This is a genomic window from Streptomyces sp. SDT5-1 (genome assembly GCF_052245995.1).
GTDB lineage: Bacteria > Actinomycetota > Actinomycetes > Streptomycetales > Streptomycetaceae > Streptomyces.
This window is the reverse complement of the sequence record NZ_CM125963.1, coordinates 4,167,549-4,185,156: the sequence shown is the minus strand read 5'-3', so window position 1 is coordinate 4,185,156 and position 17,608 is coordinate 4,167,549. Positions and strand designations below refer to the sequence as shown.

Below are 17,608 nucleotides of genomic sequence, written 5' to 3'. Positions count from 1 at the left end.
GCTCGGCAGCATGGAGCATGAGGTGTTCGTTCCGGTTCCGGCGGAGTCACTGCGGGCGGTGCTCTGCGATCCCCAACGCGTCGACCGGGCCCTGCCCGGCTTCCAGCGCGACGCCTCCGGTGGCGGAGGCCGCCTGAAGGTCCGCATCGGCGGGCACACCATCACGTATCGCGGCAGCGTCAGCGTGACGCAGTCGGCGGACGGCTCCTTCGCCCTGTCGGGCGACGGCACCGAGGCCCGCGGCTCCGGAGCCGTGACGTTCTCCCTGACCGCCCGGGTCGCTGCGGCGGCGGGCGGCTCCGCCGTCTCCTTCTCCGGTACGGGCGCGGGCGACGGCCGGGTCGCCGAACTGCCGCGCGAGGCCGTGGCATCGGCGGCGCACCGCCTGCTGAACCGTTTCGCGGAGAACCTCGGCGCGACGGGCCAGGAACCGGGCTCGGACCCCGACGAGGACATGCGCGCGGACACCGACACCGACACGGACACGGACACGGACACCGACATGGACGCCGAGGGCGAGGCCGGCGAGGAGCGCGGCGAAGGCCCCGCCGACCACACGGTCGGCGGCACAGGAACCAGCCCGATCGAGCGCCCCGCGCCCGACGACGCGCTGGACGACGCTCTCGACGACGCGCTGGACGTCACCCCCGACCACTCCTCCGTGTTCGACACCGAGATCCCGCCCCCGTCCCTCGACCCGGACACCGACCTCGCCGCGACGGACGACCCCGAGGGCCTCCCGGCGGAGCCCGCCGCCGCGCACGCCCGGCGCACGATGATCGGCCGCAGCGCGGAGGAGGTCGACCACGCGCCCCCGCGCGGCCGGTACGCCCCCGTGCCCGCGCCCGAGGGCGTCACGACGAGCGCCACCCTGCGCTGGGCCGCGCCCGCCGCGGCCGTCGCGCTCGCCTCCGCGATCGTCGTCGGGAGGGCCCTGCGCAGGCGCCGGTAGCGGTCCCCGGCATAGGCTCGGGAGCCGTGACGACACAGGAGACGACGCTGACCGCGGGCGACGCGGAAGTGACCGTGGCGCCGGGCAACGGCTGCCGTATCAGCAGCCTGAAGATCGCCGGCACCGAGCTGCTGCGACAGGGCGAGAAGTACGGCTGCTTCCCGATGGTGCCGTGGTGCGGCCGCATCAAGGAAGGACGGTTCCGCAACGGCGGCGAGGTCCACCAGATGCCGCTGAACTCGCCGCCGCACGCCATCCACGGCTTCGGCAGGAACACCGAGTGGACCACCGCGCGCGAGACCCGCACCGAGGCCGCGTTCACGTACGACCTCGCCGAGCCCTGGCCGTACAGCGGGCGCGTCACGCAGCTCGTCTCGCTCGCCGAGGACTCGCTGACCCTGTCGCTCGGCATCGAGACGTACGGCGACTCGTTCCCGGCGCAGCTCGGCTGGCACCCTTGGTTCAACCGGGTCGTCACCGACGGCGGCACCAGCGTGCAGATCGCCTTCGACCCGGCCTGGCAGGAGGAGCGCGGCGCCGACCACCTGCCGACCGGCAACCGCATCGAGGCCACCCGGGGCCCCTGGGACGACTGCTTCGGGATGCCCGACGGCGTCGACGTCACGCTGTCCTGGCCCGGCGCCCTCCAGGTCGAGGTGAAGAGCCCCGAGCAGTGGGTCGTCGTCTACGACGAGCAGGACGCGGCCGTCTGCGTCGAACCGCAGACCGGGCCCCCGAACGGCCTGAACACCGCGCCGCGCCTGGTCACCCCGGTCGAGCCGCTGGAGGCGAGCACCACCTGGACCTGGCGCCACCTGTAAAACGCGCCCTTTAAGCTCGTAGGCATGACGACGAACGACGTGCGCGACGCGCTGCTGACGCAGATCAAGAACAAGGCCGTGGTGCACGGCAAGGTGACGCTGTCCTCCGGCATCGAGGCCGACTACTACGTCGACCTGCGCCGCGTCACCCTCGACGGCGAGGCCGCCCCGCTGGTCGGCCAGGTGCTGCTCGACCTGACCGCCGAGCTCGACTTCGACGCGGTCGGCGGCCTCACCATGGGCGCCGACCCGGTCGCGACGGCGATGCTGCACGCCGCCGCCGCGCGCGGTCAGCGCCTCGACGCGTTCGTCGTCCGCAAGGCCGCCAAGGCGCACGGCCTGCAGAAGCGCGTGGAGGGCCCGGAGATCAAGGGCCGCCGGGTGCTCGTCGTCGAGGACACGTCCACCACCGGCGGCTCCCCGCTGGAGGCCGTGCAGGCGGTGCGCGAGGCCGGGGCCGAGGTCGTCGCCGTCGCGACCATCGTGGACCGGGCCACCGGCGCCGCCGAGAAGATCACCGAGGGCGCCGGGGTGCCGTACCTCTTCGCCTTCTCGAAGGACGAGCTCGGCCTGGACTGAGCCCCGCGTCCTTCGGGACCTTCGCCGGGCTGGAGCATTCGCACAAGTCTGGAAAGATGGGGTCGACGATGATGTCACCCCTTGACGCTTGGTGAGGGTCACCGAGAACCACAACCCGAGCCCCGCAACCCGCGCTTTACGAGGAGACGGCAGATGGCCATCGCAACCCCGGACCAGTACAACGAGATGCTCGACCGGGCCAAGGCGGGGAAGTTCGCCTACCCGGCCATCAACGTCTCGTCGACGCAGACCCTGAACGCCGCGCTTCAGGGCTTCGCCGAGGCCGAGTCCGACGGCATCATCCAGATCTCCACCGGTGGCGCCGAGTACCTCTCGGGCCAGGGCGTGAAGGACATGGTCGTGGGCGCCGAGGCGCTCGCCGAGTTCGCGCACGTGGCGGCCGCCCGCTACGGCAACAAGATCGCGCTGCACACCGACCACTGCCCCAAGGGCAAGCTGGACGGCTATGTGCGCCCGCTGCTCGCGATCTCGCAGAAGCGCGTCGAGGCCGGCGGCCTGCCGCTCTTCCAGTCCCACATGTGGGACGGCTCGGCCGAGACGCTGACCGACAACCTGGAGATCGCCCAGGAGCTGCTCGCCAAGGCCAAGGCCGCGAACATCATCCTCGAGATCGAGATCACGCCGACCGGTGGCGAGGAGGACGGCGTCTCGCACGAGATCAACGACAACCTCTACACCACGGTCGACGACGCGCTGCGCACCGCCGAGGCCCTCGGCCTGGGCGAGAAGGGCCGCTACCTGCTGGCCGCGTCCTTCGGCAACGTGCACGGCGTCTACAAGCCGGGCAACGTCGTGCTCCGCCCCGACCTGCTCAAGGAGCTGAACGAGGGCGTCGCCGCGAAGTACGGTCAGCCGGCCGGCTCGAAGCCGTTCGACTTCGTCTTCCACGGCGGCTCCGGCTCGACGATCGAGGAGATCCACACCGCGCTGGAGAACGGCGTCGTGAAGATGAACCTCGACACCGACACCCAGTACGCCTTCACCCGGCCCATCGCCGGTCACATGTTCGAGAACTACGACGGCGTCCTGAAGGTCGACGGCGAGGTCGGCAACAAGAAGACGTACGACCCGCGCGTGTGGGGCAAGAAGGCCGAGGCGAGCATGACCGCCCGCGTCGTCCAGGCCTGCGAGAACCTGCGCTCGACGGGCACGCGAATCAAGTAGTCCTTCCAGTTCACGGGCCCGGTCCTCCCTGTGGGGGCCGGGCCCGCGGCATGTGGGGGCCGGGCCCGCGGCATGTGGGCAGGCCGCTCGACGGATCACCACCGGGGCGCGGCACACTGGAACCCATGAACCTTCACGAGAACCTCCTCGGCGGTCCGCCCCCGACCGAGCTCCCGGACGACCCGGAGCCCCGCGAGCTGCTCGCGGCCGGCACGGCACCCGCGGACGTCGCCGCGAAGTACCCCACCTCCTCGCTCGCCTGGGCACAGCTCGCCGACGACGCGTTCGAGCGCGGCAGCGTCGTCGAGTCGTACGCCTACGCCCGCACGGGCTACCACCGCGGCCTCGACTCGCTGCGCCGCAGCGGCTGGAAGGGCCACGGCCCGGTGCCGTGGGAGCACGAGCCCAACCGCGGCTTCCTGCGCGCCCTGCACGCCCTCGCGCGGGCCGCGGGCGCCATCGGCGAGCAGGAGGAGTACGAGCGCTGCACGCAGTTCCTCAAGGACTCCTCGGAGACCGCCGCGCAGACGCTGACCTGAGCGTTTTCCGCCGTCTCAGGCCCGCCCGGTCCATTGTGACCAGGCGGGCCCACCCGTCTCCCACCACCGCCCTTCCAAGGAAGCGCCACGCGCCTTTCTTTCGGGTTGCCGTTTCCGGGGACGATTGCGGAGGATGCACGTGGGGACCGGGGCCCCGTGTCGGTAACGGCAGGGCGGACCGCTACCCGGAGTACAAAACAGGAGACAGCGATGTCCCACGACGCGGATCACGAGGCGGGGCGCGACACAGAGGCGCCCGCCACCCCGCATCTCGACTTCGCGGGCACCACGCCCTACGAGGACTACGTCCAGGCCGACGTCCTCACCCACCTCCAGCACCTCCGCTCGGACGACCCCGGCGAGATGGTCTTCCTGGTCACGACCCAGGTCATGGAGCTGTGGTTCACGGTCATCGTGCACGAGTGGGAGACGGCGGCCCGCGCGCTCGGCACGGACGACGTACCGACGGCGATCGCGGCGCTGAAACGGTCCGTCAGGGAGCTGGAGGCGCTCAACGCCTCGTGGCGGCCGCTCGGACAGCTCACCCCCGCCCAGTTCAACTCGTACCGCTCCGCGCTCGGCGAGGGCTCCGGCTTCCAGTCGGCGATGTACCGGCGGATGGAGTTCCTGCTCGGCGACAAGTCGGCGTCGATGCTGGTGCCGCACCGCGGCGCGCCCCGCGTCCACGCCGAGCTGGAGAAGGCACTGCACGAGCCGAGCCTGTACGACGAGGTGCTGCGGCTGCTCGCCCGGCGCGGGCATCCGGTGCCGCGCGCGGTCCTCGACCGTGACGTGTCGAAGAAGTACGAGCCGTCGCCGGAGGTCGAGGCGGTGTGGACGCGCCTGTACGCGGGCGACGAGAACGACGAACTCGCGCGGCTCGGCGAGGCGTTGACGGACGTCGCCGAGCTGGTGTGGCGCTGGCGCAACGACCATCTGGTGGCCACGAGGCGCGCCATGGGCGCCAAGGCGGGCACCGGTGGCTCCGCCGGGGTGGCGTGGCTGGAGAAGCGGGCGCAGAAGAACGTGTTCCCCGAGCTGTGGACGGCGAGGTCCCATGTCTGACCTGTACGAGCGGGCGAAGGAACTGGACGCTTCCGACCAACTGGCGTCCGTGCGCGGCGACTTCGTCCTCGACGAGGGTGTCGTCTACCTCGACGGAAACTCCCTGGGCGCGTTGCCCGCGAACGTGCCGGGCCGGGTCGAGGACGTCGTGCGGCGGCAGTGGGGCGAGCTGCGGATCCGTTCGTGGACGGAGTCGGGGTGGTGGACGGCGCCCGAGCGGATCGGCGACCGGATCGCCCCGCTGGTGGGCGCGGCCGACGGGCAGGTGGTGGTCGGCGACTCCACAAGTGTCAACGTCTTCAAGGCACTTGTGGGCGCGGTGCGGCTCGCGGGCGGTCCCGAGGCCGGGCGGGACGAGATCCTGGTCGACGCGGCGACGTTCCCCACGGACGGCTACATCGCCGCCTCCGCGGCCCGGATGACGGGGTGTTCGGTACGGGCGGTGGAACCCGGCGAGGTGCCGGGCGCGCTGTCGTCACGGACGGCGGCGGTGCTCCTGAACCACGTCGACTACCGCACCGGACGCCTGCACGACCTGCCGTCGCTGACGGCGGCGATCCGTGCGGCGGGCGCGATATCGGTGTGGGACCTGTGCCACAGCGCGGGCGCGCTGCCGGTCGGACTCGACGCGCACGGGGTCGACCTCGCGGTCGGCTGCACGTACAAGTTCCTGAACGGGGGGCCGGGTTCACCGGCGTACCTGTACGTGCGACGGGAACACCAGGCGGCCTTCGACTCGCCGCTTCCGGGGTGGAACTCGCACGCCGAGCCGTTCGGCATGCGGTCGACGTACGAGGCGGCGGACGGGGTCGTGCGGGGGCGGGTCGGGACGCCGGACATCCTGTCGATGCTGGCGCTCGAAGCGGCGCTCGACGTCTGGTCGCGCCCCGACGTCTCGATCGACGCGGTGCGCGCGAAGTCGCTCGCGCTGACGGACTTCTTCCTGGAGTGCGTCGAGGCGTACGTTGCCGGGGGCAGGGTCGAGACCGTGACCCCGGTCGAGCGAGGGGAGAGAGGGAGCCAGGTGGCGCTCCGTTGCGCCGACGCGGGGGAGGTCATGACCCGCCTCATCGCGGCCGGCGTCGTCGGCGACTTCCGCGCCCCCGACATCCTCCGCTTCGGCTTCACGCCCCTGTACCTGTCCTTCGCGGATGTGGAACGGGCGGCGGGAGTGCTGGGCCGGGAACTCTCGTAGGACCGGGGCCGTCCCGGCGGGGGCCGTGCCTTGACGCCGTGGTGGGCTCCGGAGGCGTACGGCCTCCGCCCCCGCCGCCCCCTCGCGCCCATCGGGTCCGGGGCCCCGGCCCCCGCCCCTCTCCCACCCACCCGCCCCCTCCGGGGGCTCGGCCCCCGTGGGCCCCTACACGGCTGGGGTCCACCGGGGCGGGGCCCGGGCCCCGCCGGACCGCCCCTCGCAGGCGCTCCCAGCCGGACTGCTCCTGATCGGGCTCACGCCCCGCCGGGCCCTGGCCTCGCGCCTCCAGTCCCGCATGCCCGCCCGCCTGCCGGGTCCGGGGCCCCGGTGCCCGCTCATCTCCCACCCACCCGCCCCCTCCGGGAGCTCGGCCCCCGTGGGTGGGGCCGGGTGGGAGTCCGACCTGGTGGAGCCCACCGGGGCCAGGCCCGTGCTCTGGCCTCGCCGGCGAACGCCCTCCACAGACGTCCCTCCGCCACGTCCACCGGGGGCCGGACCCTGCCCCCGGCGCGCGACGTCGCTTGGCCTGCCCGCACCGCGAGTACGCCGTCCCGCACGGTTGCGCATCTCCGGGGTCCGACTCATGCCGCGCCTCCCTGACCTGCGCGGTCCCACACCCCCGGGTTCCGGCCCCGCCCCCCCCGCACCGCGTGGCCATCCGCCCGCCGGTCCCCGGTCCCCGCCCATCTCCCACCCACCCGCCCCCTCCCGGGGGGCTCGGCCCCCGTGCCTGGGGCGCCCGGGAGTCGGCGCCGGTGGCCTGCGCTTTCCTGTGTTGCCGCCATCCGCTTCCCGCACGCAGCTCCGGGCCGCGGACCTCGACTGTGGTCGGCCACGACCTCGGTGCCGGGCGCAACGGACTCGCCAACTTGCCGCCTTGGCAGGCGCGTTGAACCGCGGGCCAAAGCGGGGGCCTCTACCGGCGGTGGAGCAGCTGCCGCCAGGACGGCACCCCGAGTGGGCGGGAGCCGGAGGTACTGCCGTGCCTCGTAAAGGCGTTGGTACGGCGCCGTGTCGGGGTGTCTGGTGTTCGGCCGACCGTACGCGTACGTGGGCCGATGCCCACGGGGTTCGCCGCTTACCGTGGCGGGGCCTGACGCGGCGTTCCATTCCGCGGCGCCTTGCCCACCCTGCCGCTCAATGCGCGCGCGGCGGACCATGACCGTTGCGGCACTCCGTAAGGCCGATGCCCCAGGAGGGGGCGGGTGATGGGATGTAGGCGGGGGCCGGAAGGACTGCCGTGCCCCGCAGGCGTTGGTGGCCCGGGTGGGCCATCCCCATGTGCGGGCCGACGCGCGGGTGGGGGTGGTCTGGCCGCACCACATGTGGCGTTGTGCCGATGGTCGAGCGCGCCAGTGCACGTCGGACCGATGCGCCCCCTGGATGGGCGGGCCGTTGCCCAGGTGGTTCTGCCGTTCACCGTGGGGGGTCCGACGCCCCCCCGGAGGGCGGGTGGTGGGATGTGACTGGCCCCCGTAAAGGCCAAGCGGCGCACGCCGGACCCGTACCGGAACCGAACCCCTCCGATGGGCGGAGCCCCTGGTCTACTTCGGGTATGCCGTTGCTGATGCTGGACCTGGACAACACCCTCGTAGACCGGGACGCGGCGTTCCGTGCCTCGGTCAGGGCGCTGCTGGCCGACCACGGCCTGCCGTGCGCCGACCTCGACCGGGTCATCGAGCTGGACGCCCACGGTTACGCCGCGCGTCACGACGTCGCCGCGGCTCTGATCGACCGGTACCGGGAGACGGTCCCCGCCTCCGCCATCCACGCACTGCTCGACGACGGCGGTGCCCGGTACGTGGTCCTCGACGATTCCGTACGTGACGCCCTGAACAGGGCGCGCGCATCCGGCTGGACGCCCGTGATCGTCACCAACGGCGGCACCAGGCAGCAGGAAGCGAAGATCGTCAACACGGGGCTCGACCGGCTCGTGCAGGGCTGGGCCGTCTCCGAGAGCGTCGGGCACAAGAAGCCGGAGCCCGAGATCTTCCGGGCGGCCGGAGACATCGCCGGGGTCACGCTCTCCGGCGCCTGGGTCGTCGGAGACTCGCCGCACGCCGACATCGGCGGCGCCCACGCCCTTCGCCTGCCGAGCGTGTGGGTGTCGAACGGGCGGGCATGGACGGAGACGTCCTACCGCCCCACCGAATCCGCCGACGACGTCGCGGCAGCGATCGGCCACGTCCTCAACCGGCCAAGCCAGAGCTGCCCGTAGCCCACCTCACCCCACCACGAACACCCCCGCCACCCCCGCCGCCACAGCCGCCGCCACCGCGCGGTCCGCGTCCGCTTCCGTGGGAGGCGTGCCGGTTGTGAGGAGGTGGTAGTACAGGGGGGCCGAGACCGCGCGGATGACGTTGGACGGGTCCGTGCCCGGAGGGAGTTCCGCGCGGGTCACCGCCGCCTCCACGCACGGCGCCCACTCCGCCACCCGTACCTCGTAGAAGCGGGAGAGGGCCGTCGCCGTGCGCGGGTCGCAGGTGGCCGCCGCGATCACCGCGCGGAAGAGGGGGCCCTGGCGGGGGTCGGAGAGGGTGCGGTGGACGAGGTGGGCGTTGGCGGTCAGGTCGCCGTGGAGCGTGCCCGTCTCGGTGCGCGGGACGGACTCCTGGGCCATGTGGTCGAGGAGGTCGGTGACGAGACCCGTGGGCGTGCCCCACCGCCGGTACACCGTCGTCTTGCCGACGTCCGCGCGCCGCGCGACATCGGCCAGGTCGAGGCGGTCGAAGCCGTGTTCCGCCAGGACGTCGCCCGCCGCCTCGAGGACCGCCGCGCGGACACGGGCGGTCCGCCCGCCGGGACGGAGCGTGCCGGGTTCGGGCGCCTGGCTCGGGTTGCCGGTCATGCCCGACAGGGTAACGGCACGAACGAACCGTTTGCGCGGTCACTGTACGTGTTGACGCACGTCACGGGCCTGGTAGCGTCCGCATACCCGTAACCGACCGGCTCCCGGACGGTTCGTTCGTATTTCGACAAGTTCCGCACGATGTCGAGAGGTTGGAGCATGCCAGACCCCGACCAGTCCGGCGCCACCCGCGAGGCGGCCGAGGAGGCGTCGGCCTTCTCGCATCCCGCGGTGGAGCCGGACGTCAGCGCCGCGTACGGCGATCACCCGGATCAGATCGTCGACTTCTACGCCCCGAGGGACGCGTCGACCGCGGCCCCGCTGGTCGTGGTGCTGCACGGCGGCGCGTGGCGGGCCCCGTACGACCGGCAGTACATGACGCCGTTCTGCGACTTCCTCGCCCGGCGCGGCTTCGCCGTCGCCAATGTGGAGTATCGGAGGGGGAGTTCCGTGCCTCACCAGGGGGCGGAGGGGCCTGTTGCCGGGCGGTGGCCGGAGACGTTCGACGATGTCGCCGCCGCGCTCGACGCGATGCCGGAGCTCGTCTCCGAGCACCTGCCGTCCGCCGACCCGCGCCGCACCGTCGTGACGGGACACTCGGCGGGCGGCCAGCTCGCGCTGTGGGCGGGCGCCCGGCACGTGCTGCCGGAGGGCGCCCCGTGGCGCACCCCGAACTCGGCGGCGCTGCGCGGCGTCGTCGCCCTGGCCCCGCTGGTCGGCTTCACGCTCGCCGAGGAGCTGGGGGTGTGCGGCGGCGCGTGCGTGCAACTGCTCGGCAGGATGCGGGAGTTGTTCGACGAGCGGCGGCCGTACGCGGACCCGGCTGAGCTGCTGCCGACGGGCGTCGCGACGACCGTGGTCCAGGGCCGTACGGACACCACCGTGCCGTTCGCGCTCGCGGAGGCGTACGCGGACGCGGCGGCGAAGGCCGGCGAGGTCGTGGGCGTCACGTTCCTGGAGGACGTCGGCCACTTCCCGCTGATCGACCCGGCCGCGGACGCCTGCGCCGTGGTCGCCGAGGAGCTGGCTCAGCTGGCGTGGTGAGCGCCCGGCGGTCGGGCCGTAGTACTTGAGGCGGACGCCCGCGAACCCTTCTCCGTGCGGACGCGGCCCCGCACCCCCGCGGCCTACCGTGAATGCCATGACCGACACGACCATCATCCAGGGCCCGCGCGAGCACAGCCCTGAGTTCAGTCTCGCCAAGTCGGCGCTGCGGGGGCTGCGCGAGGACCTCTTCCGGGACGTGCGGGCGTACCGGCCGCTGCCCAGGGCGGCGATGGACGGACCGTGGGCCCAGCTGGTCCCGGAGCGCCTGCGCCGGCACCTGGGCCTGCTGCCGCACGCCGTCGTCCTCACCCTGGCCGCGTTCACCCTGATCACGGGCATGGCGAGCTACGGCGCCCTCGACGACAGCGTCTTCGCGCTCGTCGCCGGTCTGATGGTCTCGGTCCCCGTGGCGCTCACCCTGCTGCGGCCGGTCCTCGCCTGGTGGCTCTCCCTCGCGGTGGCGCCCGTCCTGGTGTGGGCGACGAGCGACGGCCTCTACCCGTGGTCGGGCGGCAGCATCCTGGGCCACACGGTCGTGATGCTGGTGGTCGCGGCGCGCACCCGGCCGCGTACGGCGGCGTGGATGTGGGGTCTTTCCACGCTGTACGCGCTGGGCTCCGCTGCGGTCTTCGGGGGCCTCGACGGCGGCATCGCCATCCCCGTGGCGGTGCTCTCCGGCATCGGCGTCGCGATCGTCGCGCTCGTGCAGGTCAACAGGAGCGCGCGCCGCGAGGTCGTCCAGGAGCGCACGGTCACCGCCGTCGAGCGGGACCGGCGCACGCTCCTGGAGGAGCGCACGAACATCGCGCGCGAGCTGCACGACGTGGTGGCGCACCACATGTCGGTCGTGGCGATCCAGGCGGAGGCCGCGCCGTACCGGGTGGAGAATCCGCCGGCCGAGCTGGAGCAGGCGTTCGCCACGATCCGGGAGAACGCGGTGGCGGCGCTCACCGAACTGCGCCGCGTCCTCGGTGTCGTACGGGCGGAGGACTACGAGGCGCCGGACGCCCCGCAGCCCACGCTCGCCGATCTGGACCGGCTCGTGGAGAACGTGCGGGACGCGGGCCTGAGCGTGACCAGGACGGTGACGGGCGCGGTCCGTGAACTCCCGCAGGGCGTCGAGCTGTCGGCGTACCGGATCGTGCAGGAGGCGCTGAGCAACGCGCTGCGGCACGCGCCCGGTTCGCAGGCCGCCGTCGAGGTGTCGTACGTGCTCGGGGGCCTGGGGCTGCGGATCGTCAACGGTCCGTCGACGGGCCTGGTCAAGCCGTCGCCCGGCGCGGGGCACGGCATCACGGGCATGCGGGAGCGGGTGTCGATGCTCGGCGGGGAGATGACGGCGGGCGGCACGGACGACGGCGGGTACGAGGTCACCGTCTTCGTCCCGGTCGACGCGCGCAGGAGCGAGCCGGAGGACGCGGCGTGATCCGGGTGCTGATCGCCGACGACCAGATGATGGTCCGCGAGGGCTTCTCGGTGCTCCTGAACGCGATGCCGGACATCGAGGTGGTCGGCGAGGCGGTCAACGGCGCGGAGGCCGTCGCCAAGGTCCGCGAGCTGCGCCCTGACGTCGTCCTGATGGACATCCGGATGCCGGAGCTGAACGGCATCGAGGCGACCCGGGAGATCGTCGCGGCGGACGCGGGCACGAAGGTCCTCGTCCTGACCACCTTCGACCTCGACGAATACGTGTACCAGGCGCTGCGGGCGGGCGCCTCCGGCTTCCTCCTCAAGGACGCGTCGGCGCGCGAACTCGCGGACGGCGTACGGGTGGTGGCGGGCGGCGACGCGCTGCTCGCGCCGACCGTGACGCGCCGCCTGATCACCGAGTTCGCCAAGCTGTCGGAGTCCGCGAAGGGACCGGCCGCACGGCAGCAGGACGCGTACGGGGAGCTGACCGAGCGCGAGACGGAGGTGCTGGTCCTGATCGCGCAGGGCCTGTCGAACATCGAGATCGCGGAGCGGCTCGTGGTCGCCGAGTCGACGATCAAGACGCACGTCAGCCGCGTCCTGGTGAAGCTCGGCCTGCGGGACCGGACGCAGGCGGCGGTGTTCGCGTACGAGGCACGTCTGGTCACGCCCGGGTGAGCGGGGCTAGCGTCCGGTCATGGACGCGATCGCCGAGAAGTTCGCCCCCTGGTCACCGGAGTTCGTCGCCGACCCGTATCCCGGCTACGCGGAGCTGCGGGCGGCGGGGCGTGTGCACTGGTTCGCGCCGTCGAACCAGTATCTGATCCCGCACCACGCCGACGTGTCGGCGCTCCTGCGCGACCGGCGGCTCGGGCGCACCTACCGGCACCGGTACGCGCACGAGGACTTCGGGCGCACGGCGCCGCCCGCCGCGCACGAGCCGTTCCACACCCTCAACGACCACGGCATGCTCGACCTCGAACCGCCGGACCACACGCGGATCCGCCGCTTGGTGTCGAAGGCGTTCACGCCAGGCACGGTGCGGCGGCTCCAGCCGTACGTGGAGAAGCTGGCGGGGGAGCTGGTCGCGGGCCTGGTGGCCGACGGGGGCGGCGATCTGCTGACGGCCGTCGCCGAACCGCTGCCGGTGGCGGTCATCGCGGAGATGCTCGGCATCCCCGAGGGCGACCGGGCGCCGCTGCGGCCCTGGTCGGCGGCGATCTGCGGGATGTACGAGCTGAACCCGTCGGAGGAGACGGCGCGGGCCGCGGTCACCGCGTCGCTCGAATTCACCGCATACCTGCGGGAGTTGATCGCCGAGCGCCGCGCCCGGCCCGCCGACGACCTGATCTCGGGGCTCATCGCGGCCCACGACGACGAGGACGGCACGCGCCTCACCGAGCAGGAGATGATCTCGACCTGCGTGCTGCTGCTCAACGCGGGCCACGAGGCCACCGTGAACGCGACCGTGAACGGCTGGTGGGCCCTGTTCCGCCACCCCGAGCAGCTCGCCGCCCTGCGCGCCGATCACTCCCTGGTCCCCACGGCCGTCGAGGAGCTGATGCGCTACGACACCCCGCTCCAGCTCTTCGAACGGTGGGTGCTCGACGAGATCGAGGTCGCGGGCACCACGCTCCCGGTCGGCTCGGAGGTGGCCCTCCTCTTCGGCTCCGCCAACCACGACCCGGCGGTCTTCGCCGCCCCGGACAGGCTGGACCTGACCCGCGCCGACAACCCGCACATCTCCTTCTCGGCGGGCATCCACTACTGCATCGGCGCCCCGCTGGCCCGCATCGAACTGGCGGCGTCGATGCGGGCGTTGCTGACGCAGGCACCGACGCTGCGCCTCGCGTCGGAGCCCCCACGCAAACCGAACTTCGTCATCCGGGGCCTGGAGGGTCTGCGCGTCGAACTGTGAGAGGGCGGCGGGGTCAGTTGGACATGTCGCGGCGGCGCAGGCCGATCAGGCCCGCCGTCACGAGGACCGCCGCGAGGGCCAGTTCCGCGACGACCGGGGGCCAGGTCATGGCGCCGCCCGGGAGCTTCGGGAGGTGGCCGAACGGGGACACGTCCATCACCGCCTGCGGGAGCTTCAGGGCCGGGCCGATCCAGCCGATGAGGAGGGCCGCGCCCGCCGCGGCCCACGCGGCGACGGCGGCCCTCGGCAGCAGCCCGTACAGGAGCACGGCCACGCCGCCGAGCGTCCAGATCGCGGCGAGCTGGACCAGGCAGGCGGCGACGATCGGGCCGAACTCCTGGCCGTAGCCGAGCGCGAGGCCGAGGCCGCCGAGCAGCATGATCAGCGCGGCGCCCGCGAAGGCGATCACGAGGTGGCCCGCCGCCCAGGAGATCCGGCCGACCGCGTTCGCGAGGATCGGTTCGGCGCGCTGCGAGGTCTCCTCGCCGTTCAGCCGCAGCACCGCCTGCACGATGTAGAGCGCGGCGACCATCCCGAGCATGCCGACCATCGTGGCGAGGAAGGCGTCGGTGATCCCGGAGTGGCCGCCCATCCGCTCGATGATCTCCACGGTGTTCGCGCTGTCGCCGACCAGGTCGGCCGCCCCCTCGGTCATCCCGCCGAAGACGACGCCTGCGGCGAGGAACCCGAGGGACCAGCCGATGACGCTGCCGCGCTGCAGGCGCCAGGCCAGCGCGCCCGCCGTGCCGAGACGGCCGTCGGCGGGTCCCGGCCGGGTCGGCAGGAAGCTCATGCCGATGTCGCGGCGCCCGGCCAGCTCGTAGCCGATGGCGCCCTGGATCAGGACGGCGGCGACGAACAGCCCGAGCACCCACCACCGCTCGTCCGCGAAGGCCCGCACGTTCTCGACCCAGCCGATCGGCGAGATCCAGGTCAGCGGCGACGAGCCGTCGTTCGTGCCGGAGTCGCCCGCGGCCCGCAGCACGAAGGCCACACCGAGCACCGCGGACGTCGCGCCGCGGGCGAGCCGGGCGCTCTCCGTGAACTGGGCGACGATCGCGGCCATCGTCGCGAACACCATGCCGCAGCCGCCGATCGCGAGCCCGAGCGCGAGCGCCCCCGCGCCGCCCTGGGCGGCGAGCCCGCCGGTGATGAGCAGCGCGAGCACCGCGTTGCCGACGAGGGCCGCGAGCAGCGCGGCGGTCAGCGGCGCGCGCCGCCCCACCATCGCCGACGACACGAGTTCCTGCCGCCCGCTCTCCTCCTCGTCACGGGTGTGCCGCACGACGACGAGCAGGCTCATGATCGCGGCGAAGACGGCGGCGAAGGTGCCCGCGCGCCACGCCGTGAGCGCGCCGAGCGAGTCCCCGAAGACCGGCCCGTACATGGCGCGCATCGAGCCGTTGGTGTTCATGGACGCCGCGATGTCGGCCCGCTCGGCGGCCGTGGGCCACACGGCGTCGAGCGAGTTCGGCATCGACACGACCATCACCGCGGTGATGGCGATCCATACGGGCATCATGACGCGGTCGCGCCGCAGGGCCAGCCGGAGCAGGGTCCCGGTGCCGGCGAGGTGCCGCGCGCCGCCGGACCGTGACACGTAGCGGTTGCCGCTCGCGAGGGTCGTCATCGGGCCACCGCCGCTTCGGGCGCGCGCACGTCGTCCTGGTAGTGCCGCATGAACAGCTCCTCCAGGGTGGGCGGGGTGCTGGTCAGCGAGCGCACGCCGGACCCGGTGAGGGAGCGCAGGACGGCGTCGAGCTTGTCGGTGTCGACCTGGAGCCGCACCCGCCTGCCCTGCACGTCGAGGTCGTGGACGCCGGGGAGGTCGGCGAGCCCGTTCGGCGGCCCGGCGAGTTCGGCGGTGACGCTGGTGCGGGTCAGGTGTCGCAGGTCGGCGAGGGAACCGCTCTCCACGGTGACGCCCTTGCGGATGATGCTGACCCGGTCGCACAGCTCCTCCACCTCGCTGAGGATGTGCGAGGACAGCAGCACCGTCCGCCCGTGCTCGCGCGCGGCCTCCTCGACGTAGGACTGGAAGACGTCCTCCATCAGCGGGTCGAGCCCGGAGGTGGGTTCGTCGAGGATCAGTACGTCGATGTCGGTCGCGGCGAAGGCGGCGACGAGGGCGACCTTCTGCCGGTTGCCCTTGGAGTAGGTGCGGCCCTTCTTCGTCGGGTCGAGTTCGAAGCGCTCGATCAGCTCGGCCTTGCGCTTCTTGTCGAGGCCGCCGCGCAGCCGCCCGTAGAGGTCGATGACCTCGCCGCCGCTGAGGTTGCGCCACAGCGTCACGTCGCCGGGCACGTACGCGACCTTGCGGTGCAGCTCCACCGCGTCCGTCCACGGGTCCCTGCCGAGCAGCTGGACGGCGCCGGAGTCGGCGCGCAGCAGTCCGAGCAGGACGCGGATGGTGGTGGACTTCCCGGCCCCGTTCGGACCGAGGAAGCCGTGCACTTCGCCGGCCTCGACGTCCAGGTCGAGTCCGTCGAGCGCGTGGGTCCTGCCGAACGACTTGTGCAGTCCGGAGACCGTGATTGCCTTCGTCATGATTCTGAAGCTACGCGGACTTCACAAATTTGTGAAGTTAAGGAAGCGTATAAACTGGCGTCGCAGACCGGGCCAGGGGAGATGATCGGGACATGAGTACGCGGGGCGCCGACGGGACGGACGAGCGGGCGGCCGACGAGGCCAGGTCCCGGTTCGTCGAGCGGTTCGCCGCACAGCTCGTCGAGGCCGGCATGACGCGGATGCCCGCACGGGTCTTCGCGGCCCTGCTCGCCTCCGACTCCGGCGCCCTCACCTCCGCCGAGCTGGGCACACGGCTCCAGGTCAGCCCCGCCGCGATCTCCGGGGCGGTGCGCTACCTCACCCAGCAGCACATGGTCTCGCGCGAGCGCGAGCCCGGCACGCGGCGCGATCTCTTCCGGGTGCACAGCAACCAGTGGTACGAGGCGCTGACCAACCGCGACAGCGTGCTGAAGCGCTGGGAGGACTCCCTGCGCGAGGGCGTCGACAGCCTCGGAGCCGACACCCCGGCGGGCCGACGCATCGGCGAGACGCTGGCCTTCTTCGAGTTCGTCCAGGTGGAGCTGGCCGACCTGATGGAACGCTGGCGCGAACACCGCAAGACGCTGGGCCTCGACGGCTGAGCCCCTCGGCGCGCCCGGTCAGGGCAGCGCCAGCGACCACGCCTCCCGCCGCACCGACCACGTCCGCCTGCGCACCGGCCCCCCGATCGTCACCTGGTCGGCCCGGTACCGGAAGTCGGCGCCGGTCACCGTGACCGTCCGGGCCCGTACGCACACCGGCTCCTCCGCCGTCCGCCGCACCTCCACCCGCGCGAGCCCGTCGCCCGCCGACGGCCGCACCGACACCCCGCGCACCGGCTGGTCCAGGTCGACGAGCGTCGCGCCGTCCGCCTCGATCCGCAGCCGCGCGGGACCCGCGTCCTCCGGCTCACCGCCCCGCGGCGAGCGCGCCGCGAGCCCCCGCACCAGCGCCCCGCACGCCCGCCACCACGGCTGCCCCGCCGACCGCGCGCCGGCGCCGTCGGCGACCGGCGGGATGGACAGGCCGCCGAGCACCACCCCGTCGCTGTCGTCCACCAGCAGATCGAGCCGGCGCTCCGTCCCGTCGAGCGCGGCCCGCGCCCCCGCGACCGGGCCGCCCGGCACCCCGAGCGAGCGGGCCAGCGACACCGCGGCGCCCACCGGCACCATCGAGAACACCGCGCCCGCCAGCTCCCGCTCCCGGTGCAGCAGCGTCACCGCCCGCAGCAGCGCCCGGTCGTCGCCGATCACCACGGGCCGCCGCGCACCCCGCTTGGCCAGCGCCTTCGCGAATTCCGCCGGGCCGTCCGGGAGACACACCTTCGCCGTCGAACCCGCGCACAGGACGTCCTTGGCGATGCGCACGGACTCCCCGTCGGCGCGCATCGCGAGCGGATCGACGATCACCAGAAGCTGCCGCGACAGCCCCTCGCTCGCGCCGTCCGTACGGTCAGATGGATGGTCCAAAGCCGCCACCTCGGCCTTGCCTCGCTTCCTCGG

Annotated in this window: 17 protein-coding genes; 13 read left to right on the top strand and 4 right to left on the bottom strand. The window is 73.1% G+C overall.

Features of this window, described 5'->3' with window-relative positions:
* The first annotated feature begins 10 nt into the window (after positions 1-10).
* From ACTWJ8_RS19300 to ACTWJ8_RS19265, 8 genes are all read left to right on the top strand, one after another.
* Positions 11-952, top strand: coding sequence for an SRPBCC domain-containing protein (locus ACTWJ8_RS19300; protein ID WP_443264666.1), 942 nt, complete (start codon positions 11-13; stop codon positions 950-952).
* A gap of 26 nt (positions 953-978) precedes the next feature.
* Complete coding sequence (locus tag ACTWJ8_RS19295) at positions 979-1,773, top strand: aldose epimerase family protein (protein WP_443264664.1); 795 nt, start codon at positions 979-981, stop codon at positions 1,771-1,773.
* A gap of 24 nt (positions 1,774-1,797) precedes the next feature.
* Positions 1,798-2,352, top strand: a complete 555-nt coding sequence (gene pyrE / locus ACTWJ8_RS19290; protein WP_356387028.1) for an orotate phosphoribosyltransferase — start codon at positions 1,798-1,800, stop codon at positions 2,350-2,352.
* A gap of 153 nt (positions 2,353-2,505) precedes the next feature.
* Positions 2,506-3,537 (top strand): class II fructose-bisphosphate aldolase, encoded by a 1,032-nt coding sequence (gene fbaA, locus ACTWJ8_RS19285; protein ID WP_356387031.1) that lies wholly within the window; start codon positions 2,506-2,508, stop codon positions 3,535-3,537.
* 125 nt (positions 3,538-3,662) lie between these two features.
* Positions 3,663-4,076: a DUF3151 domain-containing protein gene (locus tag ACTWJ8_RS19280; RefSeq protein ID WP_356387034.1), complete on the top strand. Its 414-nt coding sequence runs from the start codon at positions 3,663-3,665 to the stop codon at positions 4,074-4,076.
* A gap of 210 nt (positions 4,077-4,286) precedes the next feature.
* Positions 4,287-5,141, top strand: coding sequence for a tryptophan 2,3-dioxygenase family protein (locus ACTWJ8_RS19275; RefSeq protein ID WP_356387037.1), 855 nt, complete (start codon positions 4,287-4,289; stop codon positions 5,139-5,141).
* On the top strand, positions 5,134-6,336 hold the full coding sequence (gene kynU / locus ACTWJ8_RS19270; RefSeq protein WP_356387040.1) for a kynureninase: 1,203 nt from the start codon (positions 5,134-5,136) through the stop codon (positions 6,334-6,336). Before ACTWJ8_RS19275 ends, kynU begins: the two co-directional genes overlap by 8 nt.
* Positions 6,337-7,891: 1,555 nt before the next feature.
* Positions 7,892-8,554, top strand: a complete 663-nt coding sequence (locus ACTWJ8_RS19265) for an HAD family hydrolase (protein ID WP_356387042.1) — start codon at positions 7,892-7,894, stop codon at positions 8,552-8,554.
* 6 nt (positions 8,555-8,560) lie between these two features.
* Here the strand turns inward: ACTWJ8_RS19265 and ACTWJ8_RS19260 are convergent, their stop codons facing one another.
* Positions 8,561-9,184: a TetR/AcrR family transcriptional regulator gene (locus ACTWJ8_RS19260; protein ID WP_443264663.1), complete on the bottom strand. Its 624-nt coding sequence runs from the start codon at positions 9,182-9,184 to the stop codon at positions 8,561-8,563.
* Between the two features lie 159 nt (positions 9,185-9,343).
* Here ACTWJ8_RS19260 and ACTWJ8_RS19255 point away from each other — a divergent pair, with 159 nt between their 5' ends.
* From ACTWJ8_RS19255 to ACTWJ8_RS19240, 4 genes are all read left to right on the top strand, one after another.
* Positions 9,344-10,228: an alpha/beta hydrolase gene (locus ACTWJ8_RS19255; protein ID WP_443264661.1), complete on the top strand. Its 885-nt coding sequence runs from the start codon at positions 9,344-9,346 to the stop codon at positions 10,226-10,228.
* Between the two features lie 97 nt (positions 10,229-10,325).
* Entirely contained in the window at positions 10,326-11,657 is a 1,332-nt protein-coding gene (locus ACTWJ8_RS19250) for a sensor histidine kinase (RefSeq protein WP_443264660.1), read from the top strand.
* Entirely contained in the window at positions 11,654-12,319 is a 666-nt protein-coding gene (locus tag ACTWJ8_RS19245) for a response regulator transcription factor (RefSeq protein WP_356387054.1), read from the top strand. The genes ACTWJ8_RS19250 and ACTWJ8_RS19245 overlap by 4 nt, the downstream gene beginning before the upstream one ends.
* Before the next feature lie 19 nt (positions 12,320-12,338).
* Positions 12,339-13,559 carry a cytochrome P450 gene (locus tag ACTWJ8_RS19240; RefSeq protein ID WP_356387057.1) on the top strand — a complete coding sequence of 407 codons (1,221 nt, stop codon included), beginning with the start codon at positions 12,339-12,341 and terminating at the stop codon, positions 13,557-13,559.
* A gap of 13 nt (positions 13,560-13,572) precedes the next feature.
* On the opposite strand, the gene ACTWJ8_RS19235 is transcribed toward ACTWJ8_RS19240, so the two are convergent.
* Positions 13,573-15,189, bottom strand: coding sequence for an ABC transporter permease (locus ACTWJ8_RS19235; RefSeq protein WP_443264658.1), 1,617 nt, complete (start codon positions 15,187-15,189; stop codon positions 13,573-13,575).
* Positions 15,186-16,106 (bottom strand): ABC transporter ATP-binding protein, encoded by a 921-nt coding sequence (locus ACTWJ8_RS19230; RefSeq protein WP_356387062.1) that lies wholly within the window; start codon positions 16,104-16,106, stop codon positions 15,186-15,188. The genes ACTWJ8_RS19235 and ACTWJ8_RS19230 overlap by 4 nt, the downstream gene beginning before the upstream one ends.
* A 92-nt stretch (positions 16,107-16,198) precedes the next feature.
* On the opposite strand from ACTWJ8_RS19230, the gene ACTWJ8_RS19225 reads away from it, so the two are divergent.
* Complete coding sequence (locus ACTWJ8_RS19225) at positions 16,199-16,708, top strand: GbsR/MarR family transcriptional regulator (RefSeq protein WP_443264656.1); 510 nt, start codon at positions 16,199-16,201, stop codon at positions 16,706-16,708.
* A gap of 18 nt (positions 16,709-16,726) precedes the next feature.
* Here ACTWJ8_RS19225 and ACTWJ8_RS19220 read toward each other — a convergent pair whose 3' ends face one another.
* Positions 16,727-17,494 carry a diacylglycerol kinase gene (locus tag ACTWJ8_RS19220; RefSeq protein WP_443264939.1) on the bottom strand — a complete coding sequence of 256 codons (768 nt, stop codon included), beginning with the start codon at positions 17,492-17,494 and terminating at the stop codon, positions 16,727-16,729.
* Between the last annotated feature and the right edge of the window lie 114 nt (positions 17,495-17,608).